The sequence below is a fragment of the Jeotgalibacillus alimentarius genome (assembly GCF_000829445.1).
In the GTDB taxonomy this organism is placed as follows: Bacteria; Bacillota; Bacilli; order Bacillales; family Jeotgalibacillaceae; genus Jeotgalibacillus; species Jeotgalibacillus alimentarius.
Map to the genome: position 1 here is coordinate 118,723 of NZ_JXRQ01000030.1, position 20,376 is coordinate 139,098.

Genomic DNA, 20,376 nt, shown 5'->3' on the forward strand with positions numbered 1-20,376 from the left:
ACTTTTCCTTTCTCAATCGAAGCTGCCGACTTTACGCAGAAACTGCTCGGTTTTTGTCATTTTTTCTTTATAAATAATCGGCTGGTGACAAAACGTTGTATAGTCGATTTCATTAAGCTGCTTCATCAGCAAGCGGCTGCCATATACAAAACTCAGTACTGCGGCTACAAACATACCGGCTCCATAGAGATTGAATAGCCCACTAAAAAAAATGGTTGCTAAAAAGCTGGATAAAACATAAAAACCAGTTAGTGAAAAAGCCGCTTTCCGCTCATCAAAATATAGCAAAATCAAGAAGAATGTGATCATCAGACTTAAAAACCAGCTGCCGAGTACGACAATCATAAAAATGTCAATCTGATCCTGTGTTAAACCCACAAACGGTAAGAATCTAACGCCAATAAAGATAAATATAAAAGTAACAAGCAACTGCACCTGGGCTAAAAACAGAATTTCAAGACGCAAAGTGCGGTACATTTCCTGTTTTGCACTTTCGATATCCTGTAGGGGAAATCCGTTCAGGATACGACCGTAATATTTTTTGTACGTCTGATAAAAAGTGGTTTCAAGTGTCACCATAAATAACACTAAAGCCGGGAGCACACTCAAATACGCATAAAATACAGGTGTGTCGTAATAAGGAGCCATTAAGAACGTGTCTGCCACCATCACTCTGCGATCACCGAGCCAGACTGCGATGTTGTGTCCGTAAAGGCCTAGATAATAAAACAGACCTATAAAAAACAGAAACGGATACTTTTCAATATAAGTTAAAAAGTAAAAATACCGCTTATTATTCAGCTGGAAAAACCCAAAGATATCCCTTGTAAGCATTATTGCAATCAGTAAAAAGCCTGCATCAAGACCGATAAAAACAGCAGTTGCAGTTTTTATCCCAAGCAGCCCGGTCATCACCCAAATGACTATTGCTGCCACAGCTACGCCTAGCAGATATCCTTTTACAATTTTCTTATAATCTTTGAGTGCAGACACATACATTGATAAAATCCAGACAATATTTAATTCTACAAACAGCAGATAAGAAGAGAACTTGAACAAAAGCGGCAATGGTGATAACCAGTAAAATAATACCGTAATGACAAACCCAATCAGCAAAACAATACCAATGACTCCATACATTGAGGAAAGAACATTTTCTTCCTTCTCCATAAAAGTCTGATCAGCCACGAAGCGGGAAATGACAAACAAAAAGCCTCCCGTTAGTATTTGTGAAAATATAAATGTATACTGCACGGATGCTATGAACAAATTCACCTCTGAATTTGGTGCATTCAGATATATGAGCCATTCCCGGGCTGCCGTGATCAGCAAAATGCTCAGGAACATTGGGCCAACTGCAGTAAGCGCTGAATATCCATATGCCCTCAATTGTGCAAAAAAGTTGGATCGGTTATAGAGTTCTTTCAGCTGAAATCCTATGCCTGCCATGTGGGTTCACCTCTTCATATAATTCGTTATACTTTCTGATCATGCCCGGCAATGTATACAGTGAAGTAACCCTCTCTCTGCCATTTCGTCCATATGTGCTCCTGAGCTCCGGATTAACTGCAAGCTCGATCAAGTCATTCGCCATTAAGTGAAAATGCATAACGGGAACAATTGTACCTGCCTTACCAAAAGAATCATACTTACCAAGCAAAAGCTCAGCGCAGCTTCCAACATCAGTCGAAACAAATGGAATTTCCATTGCCAACCCTTCTAATATGACAAGCGGTTGTCCTTCACTGATACTTGAGAGAACTAGAATATCAAGAAAACTTAAATACTCCTGTACATTGACAGAACCAGTAAATACAAGATTACGCAGGCCCAGGATCTCAGCCATTTCAACACATTCAGCATAGTACTCTTCATCTTCATCGTACGGACCAATAATATAAAAGTAACTGTCCTGCATTTCCTGCTGCACGATGGAAAAGCTCTGGATCATTGATTTGATATCTTTGATTGGTACAACCCGGACAACCGCACCAATATGAATACCTGATTCTTTTTGTTTTCGATTTCCAGTATGAAACTTACCGACATCAATGCCATTTGCAATAACAGATGTTTTTTCACCGGGACAGCCAAGTTCTATTTGGATCTGACGGCTGCCTTCAAATAGTGATGTGACTCTGTCAGCATGGGTGTAGGCACATTGTGATAAGCTGTAAAAATAATCGATCCAGATGTCTTTGAAATACCCTTTAATCCAGCTTGCTTTGATAATCTCTTCTTCTCTTTCACGTGTGTAGATCCCATGTTCAGTCAGCAGGAATGGTTTATTATACTGATGCTTAGCTAAGGCCCCAAGTACACCGGCGTACCCTGTTGAAACACCATGATAAAGGTCTGCTTCGGGCATTTTCTGATCAATACACAAAAATAGTGGGAGTACCATTGAGCGAAGCGCCCAGAACATATCAGTAAATGGCACATGAACGAACCGTTTCTCACAAAGCACCCGGACAATATCAAAGAAATCTTTACTAGCAAGGAAATTCAAAATTGAATCGACTCTGCCGCTAACAAAGAATTCAAAAAGTACATCCCATCTGGTTTCTTTCCCGCCGATCAATGATAAAAAAGCCTCTTTCTCTTCTTCAGTGATATGATATCGACGACCGGCCTGAATACGTTCTTCTACATACTCACCCAGAAATATGTCATGAATTTCAAGTAAGTTTGGTGGCTGTTCATACTTTCGCGTAACATTTTTAATTTTTTTCGCAGAAATGGAATAAACGATAAATTCATGTTCAGGCATATTTAAAATCATTGATTGAACCCAGCTTGATACACCGCCAGTCACATACGGATAAGCACCTTCTGAAATCAGACAAATCCTCACTTAGATTCCCCCAAAGTAATTGCAAATGTTAAATCATTCGCAGTTACAAGATATAAATCTTTTCCAACCTGTCTGACTTCACAGTTCTCAGTGCCTGCAATGGTTCTTTTGGTCGAGAGATAATAGTAGGCAGGTTGATTTTCTATCATTGCGGTTGCAGAGAAGATTAACTTATTACCCTTCTGTGTTTCATAGAGATCGCTATTCAGATATGGAAAAGCTGCCTCTCCAGCCTTTGAAAGCGTCAATGATCGGATCCAGGGAACCTGCTCATACATGGACTGCTGAAAATCAGCAAAGACCGTCATTTGTTCTTCTGCATTTTGCGCTTCAATAAAGCTGGAAGCATCTACAGAGTGAGTGTAAAGCCCGCTTACGAATAATTCATTGAACAGCTTCCATTTCTCACTGGCTTTCAGTTCAAACCCTTCTGCTATTGCAGGCAATACGATTGTTTCTTCCACTTCTTCTATATATTTTACTGGTGCGAGCATTGTTGACATCTCATTCGATAACCGGTCACCCATCTCTAAAGATAAACTTACTCCTGCATGAAGTGAATAGTCAGGGAGAGCACTCTGAACTTGCTGAACAGATCTCTCCTGGTTACTTGCTGATGATACATGCAATGCGATTTCTCCACCCATTCGTAGTAATTCACGCCCGTACAATCGCAAATCTTCAAGTTCTGGAGATGTCTCAAGATTTAAGGAGCCTGTATCGTCTATTGCCTTATATGAAGCGGTATAATTCAAATCATATTTTGATTCAATTCTCTGTAGTTCTGGCCATACTAAAGTACGGTAATAATCACGATTCGTGTAAGCGGGTGACAAATCCCTTCCAGTAGGTACCAGGAAAGGAAAGCCGCTTAATTCTGTTATACGTGCGTTGATCATTGGCATTATGACATGTTCAGTTAACTGTTGTATGCCTTTAACAAAAAGCGCCTGGTCCGTCATTTCGGAAAACATGGTCCCGTTAAATACAACAAATGTCCCTTCGCCATAAAAAGCTTTCCACAGGAGTGGAATACCTGTGGAAGAAGAAGCAAATAGCTCTGCATCCCCTGAAAGCCTGACAGTTAAAGATGAGTTGATGATATTATCTGATGCAAAATCCGTCTCTCCAGCTTCATTAAAAAATGGCTGTTCCAGTTCAATTCCTGTTGTTTCAATAAAACTACCCGTTTCCACCAGGCCAAGTGACTGATAAAGAGTTGATAGTGCAGGTCCAGGTGCGGGACGCACTGCAAAAAACAAAGAACCGCCATCCTCAACGAAACGAAGGATTAAATCGGTTTCGTTTAACAATTCTATTTGTTCAGTCGCTATGATGACACTGATGTAACCTTCCAGATCTTCTTTTGTTTCAATTGAAGTAATGGAACGAACCTCTACCTCTTTGCCCATTAACTCCAGACGTTTGATCAAAGCTTCCTGAAGATTGGACTGGTCTGCGCCAGTTAATAATAAATAGGAGGGGATCTTGTGACTTGCTTCTACTTCCTGTTCCACTACCGCCTGTTCAATTGGCTTATTAAAATATTGAAATTTTAATACAGCATCTGAACGGGCGATTAAAAACAACACACCGACAATTGCTATAAACGCTCCTAATGCATAAATACTGTGTTCAATCTTAAATTGTTTGTTCATATAATCCACCTTGCAGCCAATAGCGCAGCTGATTCAGACGTTCAGGAGATAAGCGGATATTTGATGAGCGCAGCTTGTCTATTACTTGAAAAAAGGCTTCATCATTTCGCATATAAAAATGAACGTTCATCGCAGCAAAATATGAATCTTCATGATCGGGAAAATGCTTCAGAAAAGTCTCAGCTGTTTCTAAAGCTTCCTGAAATTCTTTCAATTCAAGGGCCGTGGCAATTTTCTCACTGTAATAGATTGAATGTTCCATAGGTTCAATCGCTAATACCTGGCTTAATGCCTGTGAATATAAATACATATATTTCTTTTGTGTTTTCTGATCAAGAAATTCCATTTGAACAGATTGTCTCAGCACATCTACATATTGTTTAATCGTTTCGATGTCCGCGGTATCTTTCTGAAGTTTTTTTTCTATTAATTTCAACTCTTTTACTAACTGACTTTTCGCCTGCTGCAATGCAGTGGCCGCATAATGAGAGGTTTCAGTATCATCACTTTTTAATGCGAGTGCCAACGCCTCTGATTGCTGTAAAAATTCTTCTTTTAATAAATTAATCAACGTTTTACGTTTTATTGTGTTACTGTTTAACGTCAGCGCATCCTGAAACGGAATAATATTTGTTTCAAGTTCACGATCAGGGGTCTGCAATGAAGTATCCTCATACTCTTCGCGCCGCAGCAGCCACTCTGGAAGCTGTTCATGTTGTTTAGGCTTTTTAAACATTGCCAGAATTAAAATAATACCTAAAAATGGACAGCTAATTAAAATCATTGCCTGAAGAACAGCACCTTTTCTTCTTAAAATAAACATTGCGATGCTGTATATAAGAACCAATATATAATAGACAATCAGCCCTCTAACCAACATGAGGCATCTCCTTTTCTATGACAGATGCTTCAATGTACTTACCTGCCAGCCTTTCTATGACCATCCCCGCATCATTTAATTCAGTGTTTGATAAAACAATATAAAGATCTCCTTTTTCATCAAAACCAAAATAATCTGTTGTACGGAGAATCGATCCAATTAGTTGAAGCTTTTCTGTATTAAAAGCTTTCTCATTTATAAAAAGAAGCGTATACGGTATTTGAAGGGTATCCGCTGCTTGCTGTTTTTGCGCCAGAATACGGGAAAAGTATGCTGGTTTCAAAGCGTTTGTATCCTCTATATACCGCTCATTGTTTATTTCCTGAATATAACTGGACGATCGTTCCAGTGCGGCGCTGATCAAGCGGGTTACAACATCGACTAAATTTTGAAATGAAAGCGTCAGCTGCTGAAAAGAAGCATCATAGCAGACAATCATCGCAACTGTTTCATTCTGCTGCACAATCGGCGCTACAAAAAATGGTTCTGTTGATGAGAGTGACTGATTAAAACCAATTTGCTTTTGAGTAATGGCTTTATCAACGAGTGTACCTTTATCAATCTTTAATGAAGCAGCCGGCAAAAACTCCTGATCCTTGGATTTTGCAACAAGACGTGCAAATCCATTAGGAGCAATAGAATATATTGCGAAATGTCTTGATTTCAAAGTTTCCTCGAGTACGTGAATTGAGCCTGTGAACAAAGCTTCTGGCTCAAGACTGTCTAAAGAGCGGGTAGCCTGATAGATTTGGCCAATCCCATTGTCCGAACGTAAAATCTGCTGCTGCAGTTCATTCTTAATCTCAAGCGTTTCCTCATAGACAGTTGCTAAGAATGAATATTGATTTCTCGAAGAGGCAAGTTCATCTTTTGTAAATTTTAATTCAATTTTTCTCCTGTCCACCACATAACTGATGATCAGCCCGATCAGTAAATATATAGTAAAGGTTGCTAACAATTCATTATCCATAAATAACGAGCCCATCTCTCTACCGGAACTTAAAGCCTGATTCACATGAACAGAGATTGCTAAAAAAGAAGACAATAAAGCCTGCGTTTTACCAAATAAAAGAGCAGCGAGCAAAACATAAATCATCCAAAAATCAATTGATTCGACTGCCGGCACTGCCAAAATGGAAAGCGCATAAAATATAAAAAATAGCACGATGTTCTCTGCCAGATACATCCAGTGACTGTTCCATAATGGAGAGCGGTTCTTCATCTCTTTAACCGGCTTAACAGCTGGTTTGTTTTTATAATACTCAAGCGTTGCTTTTAGTCCTTCATCTAATGAATACTTTGGCACCCAGTCTAAATCTCTTTTTAGACTTGTATTATCCAACTGAGAAAATGCAATATCACCCTTTTTCGATGCTACACGCTCGACTGAATACCCTGGATTTTCCTTTGTAAGCCTTGCTACAAGTTCATTAATGCTCGTCTGTATATTATTTGATACGTTATAAGTACCGCTTAATCCGCTAATTACACCCCGGTATACAGCTTCTGCAACATCACCTGCATAAATAAAATCCCGCGTCTGATCTCCAGTTCCAAAAACGGTAATCGGCTGTTGTTTGGAAAGATTCGTAGTGTATATCGAAATCACACCACTCTCAGCACTCACATGCTGCCGCGGACCATAAACATTAGCAAAACGGAGGACAAGCGATGACAGTCCGTACAATTCTTCCCACTTTCGACAGTAAAGTTCTCCATTCATTTTGTTAATACCGTATGGAGAAACAGGATCCAAATGCTCACCTTCCTTAAGAGGCAGCGTGGGGTTTTCCCCATATACGGCGGCAGAAGAACAAAAAACAAATTTCTCTACGCCGTATTTTATTGATAAATTTAACATATTGATTAGACCAAGAATGTTTGTCGAAGAATCCTCAAAAGGTTTTTCAATCGATCGCTGTACACTCGTTTGAGCAGCACAATGTATGACCACATCAAATGAATGCGCCTTAAAGAAGCTTTCACACTTCTCATCAGTAACATCCCCAATAAACGATCGGTGTTTGAAATCTATATTTTCTTTTTTACCGGAAATTAAATTATCAATAATAAAAATACGATGATTTTCTTTAAAAAAGCGCTCTGCAATAAATGATCCAATAAAACCGTATCCGCCCGTAACCAATACGTTCATGTGCACTTCCCCTTATTTATTCATCTTTATCACCTAAAGACTTCTACAAAATCAAAACTTATTTCAATGAGGCAGTATCGAATATTTAAATCATGCTTTGTCTTATATGAGCCTTATTACTTTTAACAAGACATTTAGACTCAATGATTTCAATTAAAACTATTATCCTATTTTATATGAAGAGATCCATTAGTAAAAGAAGAATATACATCTCTATATTAACTTCTTATAGTCAGCATACTCTTAGTAGGTATTTTAAAAACGAGCATACGTTTCTTATTTAGAATTTAGGGCTTATAGAAATTGGCAGACTATCCAAATTAGAGTCCGGGCCTACTGGGTATTATAATTAGGTGAGGGGTTAGAGGTAAGGAGTGTTCCAAATGAAACCAGGGGTTAAGATTGAACCTTATGATAAATTATTGTTTATGCCGGTTGGGCGCAGGTATGCGAATATCCGCTCGATTGGGCATAAGGAGGAGCGTGCGGTGCTGTCCCGTCTTCAGCAGGCGGTTCATCGTGCGCTGCCTCAGTTTTCCTATAGAGAGCTTAAGGATATAAAGGAATTTTTGCATGCGGACTGCTGGCGGATGCCGGTTCCGGTGACGCGTGAGGAAGAGCTGTATCCGCAGCTGATGCGGCCTGAGATGTTTTTATGGCAGGAGCATTCGGCGCAGCGCGGGCTTCCGATTGATGAGAGCTATTTTTATGGGAAGATCTACAGCCGGCTGTCAGCTGAGGGGCTGCATCATCATGTGTCGTATGTGCTGAAGGATTATGCGTTCTGTGCGAAGCTGCACCGGATGAAGCGTGAGTACTGGCTGGATCAGATCTATGATGCGTACAGCCTCCATCCTTTTATAGAGCTCGCAAAAGAAAAGAATCATGTTGTGGAGGCTGTTGAGAAGATGAACAGGTCTTCTCTTTTAGCTGTGCTGAAATATCCTGAGGACATCGCGTACTGGCGGCACCGTGTGGAGATTGTGATGCGTCCTTACCGTGATATTCCGGCTGAGTGGCGCTGGGAGATGTGTACGCATGAAAAAGAGCTTGCCGTGGATGGTGAGGCGCTTGCGTGCTCGTGTCCGGTGTGTGAGTATGCGGTGAAGTATCACGTGGACGAGGAGCGCATTGAGCTGCGTGAAGAGCCGATTATGGAGCGCACAGTGAAGCGGATCGCAACGATTGAACGCCAGCTGAATGAGATTGCGGCGCAGAGTATGAATGTCGTGGAGGCGCTGCGTGATCTGCAGGATGTGAAGCGTCGGCTGGATACTTTTAGCGGGAAGCTTGAACGGCTCGTTTCGTTAAAGGATGAGCTGGCTGTGGAGGCGCCTGAAGTGGTTCGGTACTATGAGCAGCTGAAGGCGGTTCGGCTGCCTGTGGAGCGCGTGGAGCCGACACTGATGAGTCTGTCTGAGGTCGTGCTGCCTGATACGAAGGTGCTGAAGGCGGTGCAGGAGTGGAAGACGCTTGAGGTGTCTGAGGCGGCGCTTGATGAGCTTCTTAGTGAATGGACGGCGCTGCTTGAGGCGAACCAGCCGAAGCCGGATGATGTGATGGTTGAAATTGAGGGCTATCAGGTAACGCGCGCTGAAGTGGAGCGTGTGGAGGCTTTATTGGATGAAACCGAGCTGACACTGACGCTGCATTTACTGGCGCAGACCTTAATGGGTGAGCCGACTAATAAGGTACGGACGCTTGGACTGCATGAGACGGCTGTTTTTGGCATGCTTGGGGAATGGCCGGAGAAGTATGTGGTGCGGGCTGTGAAGAAGCTTTTTAAGGAGAAGATTTGAGATAGATGACGCCCGGGAAGTGGTTCCCGGGCGTTTTTTAGTCGTGTGTGGCGGGTGGGCCAAAGTACCCAAAGTGTCGAACAAGCCGGGTTGAACGTCGAACATGACGGGTTAAAGCGCGAACACCGCATCAAATACGCCGAACATCGCACCGCCTATAGCGAACAACCCGCCACCAATGCCGAACCACAACTACAACCCCCATTACTTCTCCACAAAAAACATCGAAATCCCGCCAGGCCCAACGTGGGTCCCGACTGCCACACCCATCTGCATGATATAGATCTCGCCGGCAAAACCGGTCTCTTCCTGCATTTTTACCTTCAGGCTCTCAGCAATGGCAGGGTCTGACGTATAGCCGATAATGACAAATTCAGTCTGTTCAGCGTCATTACGCTTTTTGAATTCCTCCACGTAATGCTTCAGCACTCGTTTACGGCCGCGTTCTTTTGCGACAACGGCACCCTTGCCGTCCTTCATCGTCATCACAGGCTTCAGCATAAGCAGCTTGCCAACTATCGCACTCGCATTGGAGATCCGCCCGCTTTTAATCAGGTGGTTCAGGTCATCAACTGACAAAAAGTGCTTTACGTGCGTTTTATACTGTTCATTAAAGCCGACGATTTCTTCAAATGAGGCGCCTCTTTCACGCAGCAGTGCGCTTTTAAGCAGCAGCCAGCCGCTCCCGTGACTCATGCATTTAGAATCGATGATATGAATATGCACGGGTGATGTGGGATGCGCTTCATAGAAGTAGTCCTTCGCGAGCTCAGCTGATTGATAGGAACCGCTCGTGCCGCTCGACATACAAATACACAGAATGTGCGTATGGCCGGATGCAACTGCGTCTTCCATAATCGCCAGGTACTCAGCAGGACTCGGCGCGCCGGTCGTCGGAAATTCCTTCAGGTCCTCAAGCATGCTGTAAAAGGTGTCCGGGTCGAGCTCAACTTTATCTTTATAAGACTTGCCTTCAATATTAATCTTCAGTGGCGCTGTGCTGATGTCGTATTTTTCAAGTATCTCCCGCGACAGATCACACGTTGAATCAGCCATTATTTTAATCATACGTACCTCCAGTAAATTCTTGATGTCCTCCTATTGTAAGCCATTACAAAGCGGAAAAGTATTTTAGTTGCGTATTTCAACTACTTTTGTGACGGCTTTGAAAAGGAAATCATTTCAACACACTGCTATACTGTGAACAACGAACCAGCTGAAAGGATGAAGACAATGTCAAAATGGATGATCTACGGCGCAAACGGCTACACAGGCGAGCTCATTGCGCGCCAGGCAGCAAAGGATGGCATGACGCCCATACTTGCCGGACGTAACAGGGAAGCCGTCAGCAAACTTGCAGATGAACTTGGATTTGAAACGCAGATTTTTTCACTTGATAACCCTGACACAGTGACAGAAAACCTGAAGGACATGGAGCTCGTCCTCCACTGCGCAGGCCCCTTTTCAAAGACAAGCCGTCAGATGGTCGAGGGCTGTCTCGCTGCAGGGACTCACTACCTCGATATCACTGGTGAGATCGGCGTTTTTGAAATGATTCATGACCCCGGTATGTCAAAGCGCGCGGCTGATAAAGGGATCGTCCTGTGCCCGGGTGTCGGGTTCGATGTGATCCCGACTGACTGCACAGCGCACAAGCTGAAGGAGCTCATGCCAAACGCATCAGAGCTTGCACTCGGTTTTTCCTTTCTTGCAGGTATGTCACCCGGCACGACTAAAACGATGGTCGAAGGACTGTCCGGCGGGAGCGCTGAGCGCAAAGACGGCAGGATCGTACCGTTTCCAATGGGTTCTAAAAAGCGGACGCTGGACTTTGGAAGAGGCCAGGAAACCGCAACCGCGATTCCATGGGGCGACGTCTCAACGGCGTATTACACAACGAAAATTCCAAACATCACGACCTGGATTCCGCTGTCTGAGCGCCAGATCCGCGGCGCACGCGTTATGTCCCTTTTCGCACCCGTACTCGGCACAAAGCCGGTTCAGAAGCAGCTGCTGAAATGGGTTGACCGCTCCGTCAAAGGACCGGACGAACGTGCACGGGAGAATGCGCCGTCTTATATCGTCGGTGAAGCAAAAGCAGCTGACGGCCGGACGATCACGGTGCGGCTGAAAACAACGAATGCCTACACGCTGACTGCACTTGGGTCACTCGAAGTCGTGCGCCGCATGCTCGGTCGCGATCTGTCTTCAGGAAGCTTTACGCCGGCCGGGCTGTTTGGGTCGGGACTGGTGGAGTCGCTTGAGGGGTCAGGGGAGTTTGAGGTTGTGGAGTAGCGTTTTGGTCCGGGGTTTTTGATCCCGGGCTTTTTGTGTGGGCTGGCGGGTGGGTCTTTGTACCCTAAGTGGCGAACATGGGCGGGTGAACGTCGAACATGACGGTTTAAATCGCGAACAAGCCGTGCTGAGCGTTGAACACACGCCCCTGAAGAGCGAACATCAAAGGATTTACGCCGAACCCCACGACACCACCCATCCGCCCAACCCACCCAAACTTCCCCGCACCACCCTATTCTTTTACAATATCCCTAACACATTGACAAAAGGAGCGAATTCAATGGAGATTGCAGCTGTCTGGTTCAGAAACGACCTTCGCACAATCGATCACCAGCCGCTCAGACGTGCGGTGGCAAGCGGTCTGCCGGTTGTTGGTGTATATGTACTTGACCCGGAAGAGATGCGGGAGACTGCGTATGAATTCAAAAAGATGGAGAAGTTCCGTGCAGCATTTATCAGGGAAAGCCTTGAAGATTTGCGCCGCGAGCTGAATCAGCTCCATATTCCGCTGATGGTGCGGACCGGGGACCCTGCTGAGGTGTTTGGCGCGTTAAATGAGCAGTATTTTGTGAAATGTCTCTATCTGCATGAAGAAGTCGGCAGCGAGGAGCAGGCCGCTGAGCACCGCGTTCGTCAGGCGCTTCAGGCAAAAATATCAATCGATCACGGGCGCAACCTGTATGACCCGATGGACCTACCGTTCGATGCCTACAGCGTGTCGGATACCTTTTCCCAGTTCAGAAAGCGGATCGAGAAGAATGATGTGCTGATGCGGCCGCCTCTCTCAAAACCTTCTGCTGCCGCTAAAAGGGTGGAGCTTGATGAAGGGGAAATTCCTTCTTTATCAGCACTTGGGTTCGATGAACTGGATGCCCCGCTCCGTTTCCGCGGTGGGATGACAGAAGGACTGAAGCGGATCGAACACTACTTTTTCAAGTCAGATCAGCTTCGCATTTATAAAGAAACACGTAACGGCATGCTGAAAGAAGATGACTCATCTAAGCTCTCGCCCTGGCTTGCACGCGGCTGCCTCTCACCGCGGATGGTGATGGAGGAAGTCCGGCGCTATGAGGATGAGCGTGTGAAAAACAGCTCGACGTACTGGCTGTATTTTGAGCTGCTCTGGCGCGATTATTTTCATCTGGTGCACAGGCGTTACGGAGATGACCTGTTCGCAGCATCCGGCCTGCGTGAACGGACGCCGCCATGGGACCGTGATGAGACGTTGGAATCAGCCTGGATGAACGGCAAAACGGGGTATCCGCTGGTGGATGCCGCCATGCGCGAACTTGCTCAGACCGGGTTTATGTCGAACCGCGCAAGGCAAAACGTGGCGAGCTTCCTGACGAAGAACCTTGGCCTCGACTGGCGGATTGGCGCAGCATGGTTTGAGTCGCTGCTGATTGATTATGATGTGGCGAGCAATTACGGCAACTGGCTCTATCAGGCAGGCGTTGGCAATGACGCGGTCCAATTCAGGGCATTCAACGTGGTGAAGCAGGCGCGGGATTATGATCCTGATGGCGTGTATTTGCGCACATGGCTGCCGGAGCTTCGTAAAGTACCCGGACCCCGGATATTTGCACCTCATGAAATGACATATGAGGGGCAGCAGGCAGCAGGCGTGGTAATCGGACGGCATTACCCTGCGCCGGTCGTTGATTTATTTGAGTCTGTGGAGCGGAATAAGGTGCGGTTTTTGGATGTGATGAAGTGATGTCTTGGTTCTGAGTCTTTGTACCCGAAGTGTCGAACATATGCAGTTGAACGCCGAACATGGCTGGTTGGAACACGAACCAGCCATGTTTAGTGCTGAACCCACTCCCATAAAACGCGAACACACAAGGTTTTACGCCGAACCTCCACATTCCTTTTAAAATGAATTTGTGAAAAAATTCACAAATACCCCGTCCATCCCACTAAAAACCTGCTATACTTAACGTATCAAACAAGCCGATAAGGATGATTGTGATGACTTTTTTGCAAATGCTGACCGCTTTAACTCCTGTTTTAGCTGTGTTTTTGTTTCTTGTCATTTTAAGACTTCCTGCGACCAAAGCGATGCCGATCAGTCTTGCGGTGACGGCGCTGCTAGCGTTTTTCGTATGGCAGGTGCCGGTGGTTCATCTTTCTGCTGCAGTAATTGAGGGACTGATTATTGCTGTCTCTATTTTGTGGATTGTATTTGGCGCGATCCTTTTACTTAACACGCTGAAAAAGAGCGGGGCGCTGGATTCGATCCGGAACGGCTTCACGCAGATCACTGCTGACCGGCGCGTGCAGCTGATTATTATTGCGTGGCTGTTCGGCTCATTTATCGAGGGGGCTGCAGGGTTTGGTACACCTGCTGCAATTGCTGCGCCGCTGCTTGTTGCACTTGGATTTCCTCCTTTGGCTGCTGTGGCGCTTGCACTGATTGCGGATAGTTCTGCTGTGTCATTTGGTGCGGTCGGAACACCGATTATTGTCGGTGTGAATCAGGGGCTGAATGAAGGAAGCGCGCTTGCACCCGTTGTGCAGGAAGAGCTTGTCGGGGCTGCGATCGGTCCTTATTTGCAGGAGGTTGCAAGCACTGCTGTCTTTATCGATCTCTTTATCGGGACGTTTATCCCGCTTATTTTAGTGATCATGCTGACACGCTTTTTCGGGGAGAACCGTTCATGGAAAGAAGGTTTTCAGATCGCACCGTTTGCGATCTTTGCAGGACTTGCATTTACCGTGCCGGCTTATACTGTTGCCACACTGCTTGGACCTGAATTTCCATCTATTATCGGGGGACTTGCTGGACTAATGATTGTCGTTCCAGCTGCGAAAAATGGATTCCTTTTACCGGAAAAAGCCTGGGATTTTGCTGCGGCGGATCAGGTGAAAGCTGAAGCCGTAACCGGGGGTGCAATGCCGCTCTGGAAAGCATGGCTTCCATACCTGATTGTTACTTCACTCCTTGTGCTGACGCGCATTGATGCTATCCCGTTGAAAGGATGGCTGCGCGAGGTACAGGTTGGATGGAGCAACATCCTGGGTACAGAAATCACCACATTTTTCGAACCATTCTATCTGCCTGGTACTGTCTTTTTAGCCGCAGTACTGTTGACCGCACTGCTCCATGGTATGCGTGTAAAAGCTGTCGGCAGCGTCTTCAGTCAGTCTGTGAAAACAATGGCCGGTACTGCCATTGCGCTTGGAACCGCTGTGCCGATGGTTCGGATCTTCATTAATTCAGGTGTGAATAGCGCAGATCTGCTGAGTATGCCGCTTGAACTCGCAGACTTTGTCTCAGCTGCTGCAGGTACGAACTGGCCGCTCGCTGCCCCGGTTATCGGTGCACTCGGCTCATTTATCTCTGGCAGCGCGACGTTCAGCAGCATGATGTTCTCATTGTTTCAATTCAGCGTAGCCGATCAGATCGGAGCTGATCCCCAGATCGCCCTAGCGCTTCAGGTCCTTGGTGCGAATGCCGGAAATATGATCTGCGTATTAAACGTGGTGGCTGCTGCATCTGTCGTGAATCTGACAGGAAAAGAAGGCACAATTATCCGCATGACGCTTGTACCGATGATGTTTTATGTAACGATGGCCGGTGTGATCGGGTTTATACTTTTATAAGCGACAAGCTGCGTGGAGATGCGCAGCTTTTTTGATGTGTAGATGGTAGGTCTTTTTACACTAAATGGCGAACAGCAGCAGTTTTACGTCGAACTTCCACCTGATTCCGTTGAAAACCCGAAGAAATGCTCCTAACATCCAACCTTTTAAGTCGAACACGCCCAAACAGCACATCAGAAACATAAATTTTCAAAATTTCACGTGCTGAATCTCTCTTATTATGAGATACTAATATGTATAAAAGGGGCATTAAGTCCTATTTCACACAAAGGGTGTGATTCGATGAGAGAACTGTTAATTTATATGACATTATATTTGCTTCCTGCTGCAATGATGTTTTATATGGCAGTAGATGTTCTCATGAGAAATTACAGAAGAACGGAGCATTTGTTGCTGAGTGCCTATATTGCCTGTTACGGTATTCTTTTTACGACAGAATTCGTGCGCCAGCAGGTGGATATATCATACAGTCCATTTCTGATCACTTATGTGTTTGGGAATGCCGGATTACTAATTTTGTGTTTGTCGATTCATTTTATTATTAAAATTACAGGTATGAATAAAAGGATTCCATCATTTTTATATCCATGGGTGTTTTATATGCCTGCCATTCCAATTCCGCTTACATTCATTTTTCAGAACAACTTCACTAACAGTACGTCGTTTGATCGTGAAGGGCTGTTCATCTATCCTGAGTTCAACGCCGCTTATCTGATCACGATGGGAACCGGTCTGACGCTTTCATTTTTTATTATCTGGATGCTTCATCAGCTCAATAAAAAAGCTGTCGCACCTCAACAGAAGAAAATTATCAGGCTGCTGATTGTGATCGCTATTCTGGTACAGGTCTGGAATTTTATTTTCGGCATTTTTGAATTCAGAGGGATCATGCCGCCTTATCCATATATCTATGGCGGAATCATCTGGATCGGGGCACTGGCTTATGGCATGAAAAAATTTGATTTTCTTGCGTCTTATCACAAACGCTTTTCAACGCTGCATGAAATCAATCCATCGCCGATTCTGCTGATTGACCGTGAAGGAATCATTGAAAGTTCAAATCCAGCAGCCCTTTCACTACTCAGTGTAAAAGCGCTGAAAGGCAAACAGTTCACCGATTTCATTTCAGATGACCGGAGAGATGGTGCGCTTGAGCGGTTTCAGTATATGTTCGACAGAGGCGAGAGGATCAGCCAGTATGAGTCGCGTGTCACAACTGAAAACGGGGAAAAAAAATATATTTTAATTGAAGGTGACTTCGTATTTGTTGAGCACAAATTGTATATCCTTTGCATTATCAGAGACGTGCAGGCTTATAAAGAGGCTGAAGAAACGATCCGTTTTCTCGCCTATCACGATCCACTGACAAAACTGCCGAACCGCCGGGCTTTCTATGAAGGAGCGACTTCTGTGTTAAAAGGGGCTCAAACCACCGCCATGCTCATACTGGATCTGGATGATTTTAAAGCAGTAAATGACACATTCGGACATCAAACAGGCGATGAATACCTAAAGCATGTGGGAGACATACTGCAGGATATCATCGGAGACAGCGGACTTGCTGCAAGGGTAGGCGGAGATGAATTCTTTGCCTACGTGCAGTGTGAAGGCGAGGATGAACTGAAACAATTGATATCAAGGCTCATGAGACAGTTTGAGAAAAAACCATACTGGGCCGAGAATACACCACTTGAGATCAAATTCAGTCTTGGAATCAGCTGTTATCCGCACCATGGTACAAAGCTCGAAACCCTGATTCATAAAGCAGATCAGGCGATGTATAAGATTAAAAAGAACGGTAAAAATGATTTTTATATATGGAACGAAAAGCTCGAGACTTCAAACAGCTCACGTTAAAAGCCATTTCCTGGTGTGGAAATGGCTTTTTGATTTGAGCAGGGTGCTTATACTTTTTTGGTTTGTCCAGTTCCAGCAGGCAGGGGCTAGTGCGGTTCCCTCAGCTCCTTAAGATAAGTCAACATCAGCTCACTGCGTTTGCTGTGTTTCCTTTATCTCACTCCGCTTCAGTCCACCGCATACGCCCCTAAACGCCCGCTTCCACTTTTCTTTTTTGTCCACTGTGGATAGATTTTGTCAGTTCGCGTCTATTTTTGAAATGAGTTATTCGACCATTATAAACAGTTTATCCACAAAAGTTATACACATATCCACATTATCTATCCACATTTCGTATGGGATCATTTGTTCTCCACAATATATATGGCTGTTTCATCGCAGTATTCACACTTTGTGGACAACTCATCATTGTTATCCACTGTCTTTAGATCAGGAAGTTTTTCAGTTTCGTCTACAATCACATCCAGACCCATTTCGACATGTTCTTTGCAACATAAAATGCGCATGTGAGTCACCACCTTTTTCATTGATTGTACCACGAATGTATTTTACACAAAAAAATAGCAGGAGCGTGGAGGGCTCCTGCAAAAATAGGCTTAAGAAATAGAGTTTTGTATAGTTTGTGTGGACTTGAATCTATATGAACTCCTTTTGAGAGGAGATTGTTTTATCCTTGTGTCCAGCTTCAGGCGCTAGCTCCTCGGGTCATAAGCCACGCATCGGTCAACGGGAAAGTGCATCCCGTTTTCCGCTCCGCGTCTTATGCCTGTCGGAGCTGAGCAAGCGCCTTACGCTTTTCTACTTTATAGCTGAGAGTCATCTGTAAGCGTCAATGTCAGTTCAACCATTTCACCATTACGGTATACTTTCACCTGCATGTCATCGCCTACGTTCTTTTCAGTGTAGAGGTGCTGACGAAGTTCCATGCTGTTGTTAATTTTCTCACCGTCCATTTCAACGATGACGTCCATTTCTTCAAGACCTGCATTCGCTGCTGCTGAATTTGGTACAACGCGTTCAATCACAACGCCTGTTGTTACTTCTTCAGGCAGTTTAAGCTGCTCTTTCTGATAGACAGCAGGTATATTTGCAAGGTCGAAGAGTGTGATACCCATTGTCGGACGGTCTACTTCACCAGTTGTTTCAAGGTCTTCAATGATTGGCTGCGCCATATCGATTGGAATCGCAAGACCAATGCCTTCTACCGAAGACTGTGCAATTTTCATTGAGTTAATTCCAACGAGCTGTCCTTCGATATTGACTAGCGCACCGCCTGAGTTACCAGGGTTAATCGCTGCATCTGTTTGGATTACTTCTGCCTGCCAGTCAACCTGACCATCCTGATTTATGTCTACAGGGATTGTACGTTCAACACCGGATACAACACCTGTTGTCACAGAACCTGAGAACTGAAGGCCAAGCGGATTACCGATTGCAATGACCGGTTCACCCGGCTTCAGTGCCTGTGAATCACCGAATTCAGCGACTGTTTCTACATTTTCACTGCTGATCTGAAGTACTGCAAGGTCTGTCCACTGGTCGCCGCCAAGGACGGTTGCTTCTTCTTTTGTTCCATCAGCAAGTGTCACTTCAACCTGATCGCTGCCTTCAATCACGTGGTTATTCGTCACGATAAATGCGCTGTCGCCTTCTTTTTTATAAATGACGCCAGAGCCTGTGCCTGCTTCCTGTGCTTCAGTCTGCTGACCAAACATTGAACCGCCAGCCTGAAGATTTGTCACACCAACAACGGCATCTCCTGCTTTTTCAACTGCCGCTGTAACATCAGAGGATACATCATATGACACTGCTTCAGTTTGTGCCGTTGATTCACCGGCTGTATTTGAATTAGTGACTGTTGTATTGCCTCCGCGGTCAAACATCGGAAAAGCCAGTGCAACAATCAGCGCTCCAACAATCACGCCGACAAGGCTTGAAAAGAAATAACTTGCTTTGCTGCCGCCTTTCTTCGCAGATCTTTCTGTATTTGTATGATCATCGTAATAACCCATTGATTTATCATCCTTTCGTTAACTTGTTCCTTCTATGATTCACAGTATAGGGAGCGAAGATGAAAATCAGATGAAAAAATGCTTAATGTTTGAAAAAAATTTTAATGAATGTGCTGCACTTCATTTTCAGCTTACGGTTAAAAATTTTAACTAAGGGGAAAGGACTAGTATTGACTGTACGATAGGAGGCTTTGAGATGAGAAGTGAAGAAGTGTATGAAAAATTGAAGCAATGGGTTGAAGATAACCGCTCACATACAATGCTTGGCGAGCCCGCCCAGTACATACCGGCGCTTGCTAATCAGGATCGCGACCAGCTGGGCATCTGTATCATGGATATTGACGGGGAGACGTATAAAGCAGGGGAAAGTGATGTAAAATTCACGCTGCAGAGTATATCCAAGATTATCAGCTTTGTCGCGCTCTGCCATTTTAAAGGACTGGACTTTGTACTGGACAAGGTGGATGTGGAACCTACAGGTGAATCATTCAATTCCATCATTCCATTTGAAATCCACCGGCCCGGAAAACCGTTTAATCCGCTGATTAATGCAGGTGCAATTACGGTTGCGTCTATGCTGCCGGGAGATACAGTATCAGAGAAATATGAACGCTTTATACTGTTTGTAGAGGGCATGATCGGCCATTCGCTCGAGCTCGACCAGGAAGTATATGAATCAGAATGGAAAACCGCCCACCGGAACCGGGCGCTTGCCTATTACCTGAAAGAATCCAACCTGCTTGATCTCGATGTTGAAGAAGCACTCGACATCTATATCCGTCTATGTGCGATCTGTATCAGCCTTGAAGATCTCGCTAAAATCGGACTCGTCATCGCCCATGACGGCTACGACCCAATCGAGGAGCGTCAGATTTTCAGCCATGATGTGGCCCGTATCGCAAAAGTATTGATGGTTACATGCGGTATGTATAATTCATCAGGAAAATTTGCTGCACACGTCGGAATTCCGGCGAAAAGTGGCGTCTCAGGCGGCATTCTTGCATCCGTCCCGCCAAAGTGGCACTCCCCTGAAAAAGCATTCCGAAAAGGCTGCGGCATCGCCGTCTTCAGCCCCGCGATTGACGTCAACGGAAACAGCGCAGCCGGAACCATGCTGCTGAGACAGATTTCAGAGGAATGGGATTTTAGTATTTTTTAAGAAGAAAAGCGGAAGCAGGCGTTTAGGTCCGACAAGCATAAGACGCGGAGCGGAAAACGGGTGCTCTTTCCCGTTTACCGATGCGTGGCTTATGACTCGAG

Annotated in this window: 14 protein-coding genes; 6 read left to right on the plus strand and 8 right to left on the minus strand. The window is 44.9% G+C overall.

Annotation, left to right across the window (positions count from 1 at the left end; translation table 11 throughout):
- Positions 1 to 12 precede the first annotated feature (12 nt).
- Genes pelG through KP77_RS17095 form a run of 5 tightly spaced genes read right to left on the minus strand, consistent with a single transcriptional unit; the run spans position 13 to position 7,547 of the window.
- Positions 13 to 1,449 carry an exopolysaccharide Pel transporter PelG gene (gene pelG / locus KP77_RS17075; RefSeq protein WP_052474392.1) on the minus strand — a complete coding sequence of 479 codons (1,437 nt, stop codon included), beginning with the start codon at positions 1,447 to 1,449 and terminating at the stop codon, positions 13 to 15.
- Positions 1,412 to 2,854 carry a GT4 family glycosyltransferase PelF gene (pelF, locus tag KP77_RS17080; protein WP_041123956.1) on the minus strand — a complete coding sequence of 481 codons (1,443 nt, stop codon included), beginning with the start codon at positions 2,852 to 2,854 and terminating at the stop codon, positions 1,412 to 1,414. The genes pelG and pelF overlap by 38 nt, the downstream gene beginning before the upstream one ends.
- A complete protein-coding gene (locus KP77_RS17085) occupies positions 2,851 to 4,512 on the minus strand; it encodes a DUF2194 domain-containing protein (protein WP_041123957.1) in 1,662 nt (553 codons plus the stop codon). The genes pelF and KP77_RS17085 overlap by 4 nt, the downstream gene beginning before the upstream one ends.
- On the minus strand, positions 4,496 to 5,392 hold the full coding sequence (locus KP77_RS17090; RefSeq protein WP_041123958.1) for a hypothetical protein: 897 nt from the start codon (positions 5,390 to 5,392) through the stop codon (positions 4,496 to 4,498). Before KP77_RS17090 ends, KP77_RS17085 begins: the two co-directional genes overlap by 17 nt.
- Positions 5,382 to 7,547 carry an NAD-dependent epimerase/dehydratase family protein gene (locus KP77_RS17095; protein WP_041123959.1) on the minus strand — a complete coding sequence of 722 codons (2,166 nt, stop codon included), beginning with the start codon at positions 7,545 to 7,547 and terminating at the stop codon, positions 5,382 to 5,384. Before KP77_RS17095 ends, KP77_RS17090 begins: the two co-directional genes overlap by 11 nt.
- 383 nt (positions 7,548 to 7,930) lie before the next feature.
- Here KP77_RS17095 and KP77_RS17100 point away from each other — a divergent pair, with 383 nt between their 5' ends.
- Positions 7,931 to 9,346 (plus strand): RQC-minor-2 family DNA-binding protein, encoded by a 1,416-nt coding sequence (locus KP77_RS17100; protein WP_041123960.1) that lies wholly within the window; start codon positions 7,931 to 7,933, stop codon positions 9,344 to 9,346.
- Positions 9,347 to 9,550: 204 nt separating this feature from the next.
- Here KP77_RS17100 and KP77_RS17105 read toward each other — a convergent pair whose 3' ends face one another.
- A complete protein-coding gene (locus KP77_RS17105; protein ID WP_041123961.1) occupies positions 9,551 to 10,414 on the minus strand; it encodes a DegV family protein in 864 nt (287 codons plus the stop codon).
- Positions 10,415 to 10,579: 165 nt separating this feature from the next.
- Here KP77_RS17105 and KP77_RS17110 point away from each other — a divergent pair, with 165 nt between their 5' ends.
- The 4 genes from KP77_RS17110 to KP77_RS17125 all read left to right on the plus strand — a co-directional run bounded on the left by KP77_RS17110 (position 10,580) and on the right by KP77_RS17125 (position 17,104).
- Positions 10,580 to 11,641, plus strand: coding sequence for a saccharopine dehydrogenase family protein (locus tag KP77_RS17110; RefSeq protein WP_041123962.1), 1,062 nt, complete (start codon positions 10,580 to 10,582; stop codon positions 11,639 to 11,641).
- A gap of 280 nt (positions 11,642 to 11,921) precedes the next feature.
- Positions 11,922 to 13,358, plus strand: a complete 1,437-nt coding sequence (locus tag KP77_RS17115; protein WP_041123963.1) for a DASH family cryptochrome — start codon at positions 11,922 to 11,924, stop codon at positions 13,356 to 13,358.
- 254 nt (positions 13,359 to 13,612) lie between these two features.
- Positions 13,613 to 15,247, plus strand: coding sequence for an L-lactate permease (locus KP77_RS17120; protein WP_041123964.1), 1,635 nt, complete (start codon positions 13,613 to 13,615; stop codon positions 15,245 to 15,247).
- Positions 15,248 to 15,529: 282 nt separating this feature from the next.
- Positions 15,530 to 17,104, plus strand: a complete 1,575-nt coding sequence (locus KP77_RS17125; protein WP_041123965.1) for a sensor domain-containing diguanylate cyclase — start codon at positions 15,530 to 15,532, stop codon at positions 17,102 to 17,104.
- Positions 17,105 to 17,445: 341 nt separating this feature from the next.
- Here the strand turns inward: KP77_RS17125 and KP77_RS17915 are convergent, their stop codons facing one another.
- Together KP77_RS17915 and KP77_RS17130 are read right to left on the minus strand one after the other, a co-directional pair.
- Entirely contained in the window at positions 17,446 to 17,610 is a 165-nt protein-coding gene (locus KP77_RS17915) for a CxxH/CxxC protein (RefSeq protein WP_084218766.1), read from the minus strand.
- Between the two features lie 297 nt (positions 17,611 to 17,907).
- Complete coding sequence (locus tag KP77_RS17130) at positions 17,908 to 19,116, minus strand: S1C family serine protease (protein WP_041123966.1); 1,209 nt, start codon at positions 19,114 to 19,116, stop codon at positions 17,908 to 17,910.
- Between the two features lie 196 nt (positions 19,117 to 19,312).
- Between KP77_RS17130 and KP77_RS17135 the strand changes: the two genes are divergently transcribed.
- The gene (locus KP77_RS17135; protein ID WP_041123967.1) at positions 19,313 to 20,275 is read left to right on the plus strand and encodes a glutaminase; all 963 of its coding nucleotides are present in this window, start codon (positions 19,313 to 19,315) and stop codon (positions 20,273 to 20,275) included.
- The last annotated feature ends 101 nt before the right edge of the window (positions 20,276 to 20,376 follow it).

Coding starts and splice junctions, on each gene's coding strand:
- KP77_RS17125 (WP_041123965.1), top strand. CDS start 15,530: ATGAGAGAACTGTTAATTTATATGACATTATATTTGCTTCCTGCTGCA.
- KP77_RS17115 (WP_041123963.1), top strand. CDS start 11,922: ATGGAGATTGCAGCTGTCTGGTTCAGAAACGACCTTCGCACAATCGAT.
- KP77_RS17105 (WP_041123961.1), bottom strand. CDS start 10,414: ATGATTAAAATAATGGCTGATTCAACGTGTGATCTGTCGCGGGAGATA.
- pelG (WP_052474392.1), bottom strand. CDS start 1,449: ATGGCAGGCATAGGATTTCAGCTGAAAGAACTCTATAACCGATCCAAC.
- KP77_RS17085 (WP_041123957.1), bottom strand. CDS start 4,512: ATGAACAAACAATTTAAGATTGAACACAGTATTTATGCATTAGGAGCG.
- KP77_RS17095 (WP_041123959.1), bottom strand. CDS start 7,547: ATGAACGTATTGGTTACGGGCGGATACGGTTTTATTGGATCATTTATT.
- KP77_RS17120 (WP_041123964.1), top strand. CDS start 13,613: ATGACTTTTTTGCAAATGCTGACCGCTTTAACTCCTGTTTTAGCTGTG.
- KP77_RS17915 (WP_084218766.1), bottom strand. CDS start 17,610: ATGCGCATTTTATGTTGCAAAGAACATGTCGAAATGGGTCTGGATGTG.
- KP77_RS17110 (WP_041123962.1), top strand. CDS start 10,580: ATGTCAAAATGGATGATCTACGGCGCAAACGGCTACACAGGCGAGCTC.
- KP77_RS17090 (WP_041123958.1), bottom strand. CDS start 5,392: ATGTTGGTTAGAGGGCTGATTGTCTATTATATATTGGTTCTTATATAC.
- KP77_RS17135 (WP_041123967.1), top strand. CDS start 19,313: ATGAGAAGTGAAGAAGTGTATGAAAAATTGAAGCAATGGGTTGAAGAT.
- KP77_RS17130 (WP_041123966.1), bottom strand. CDS start 19,116: ATGGGTTATTACGATGATCATACAAATACAGAAAGATCTGCGAAGAAA.
- KP77_RS17100 (WP_041123960.1), top strand. CDS start 7,931: ATGAAACCAGGGGTTAAGATTGAACCTTATGATAAATTATTGTTTATG.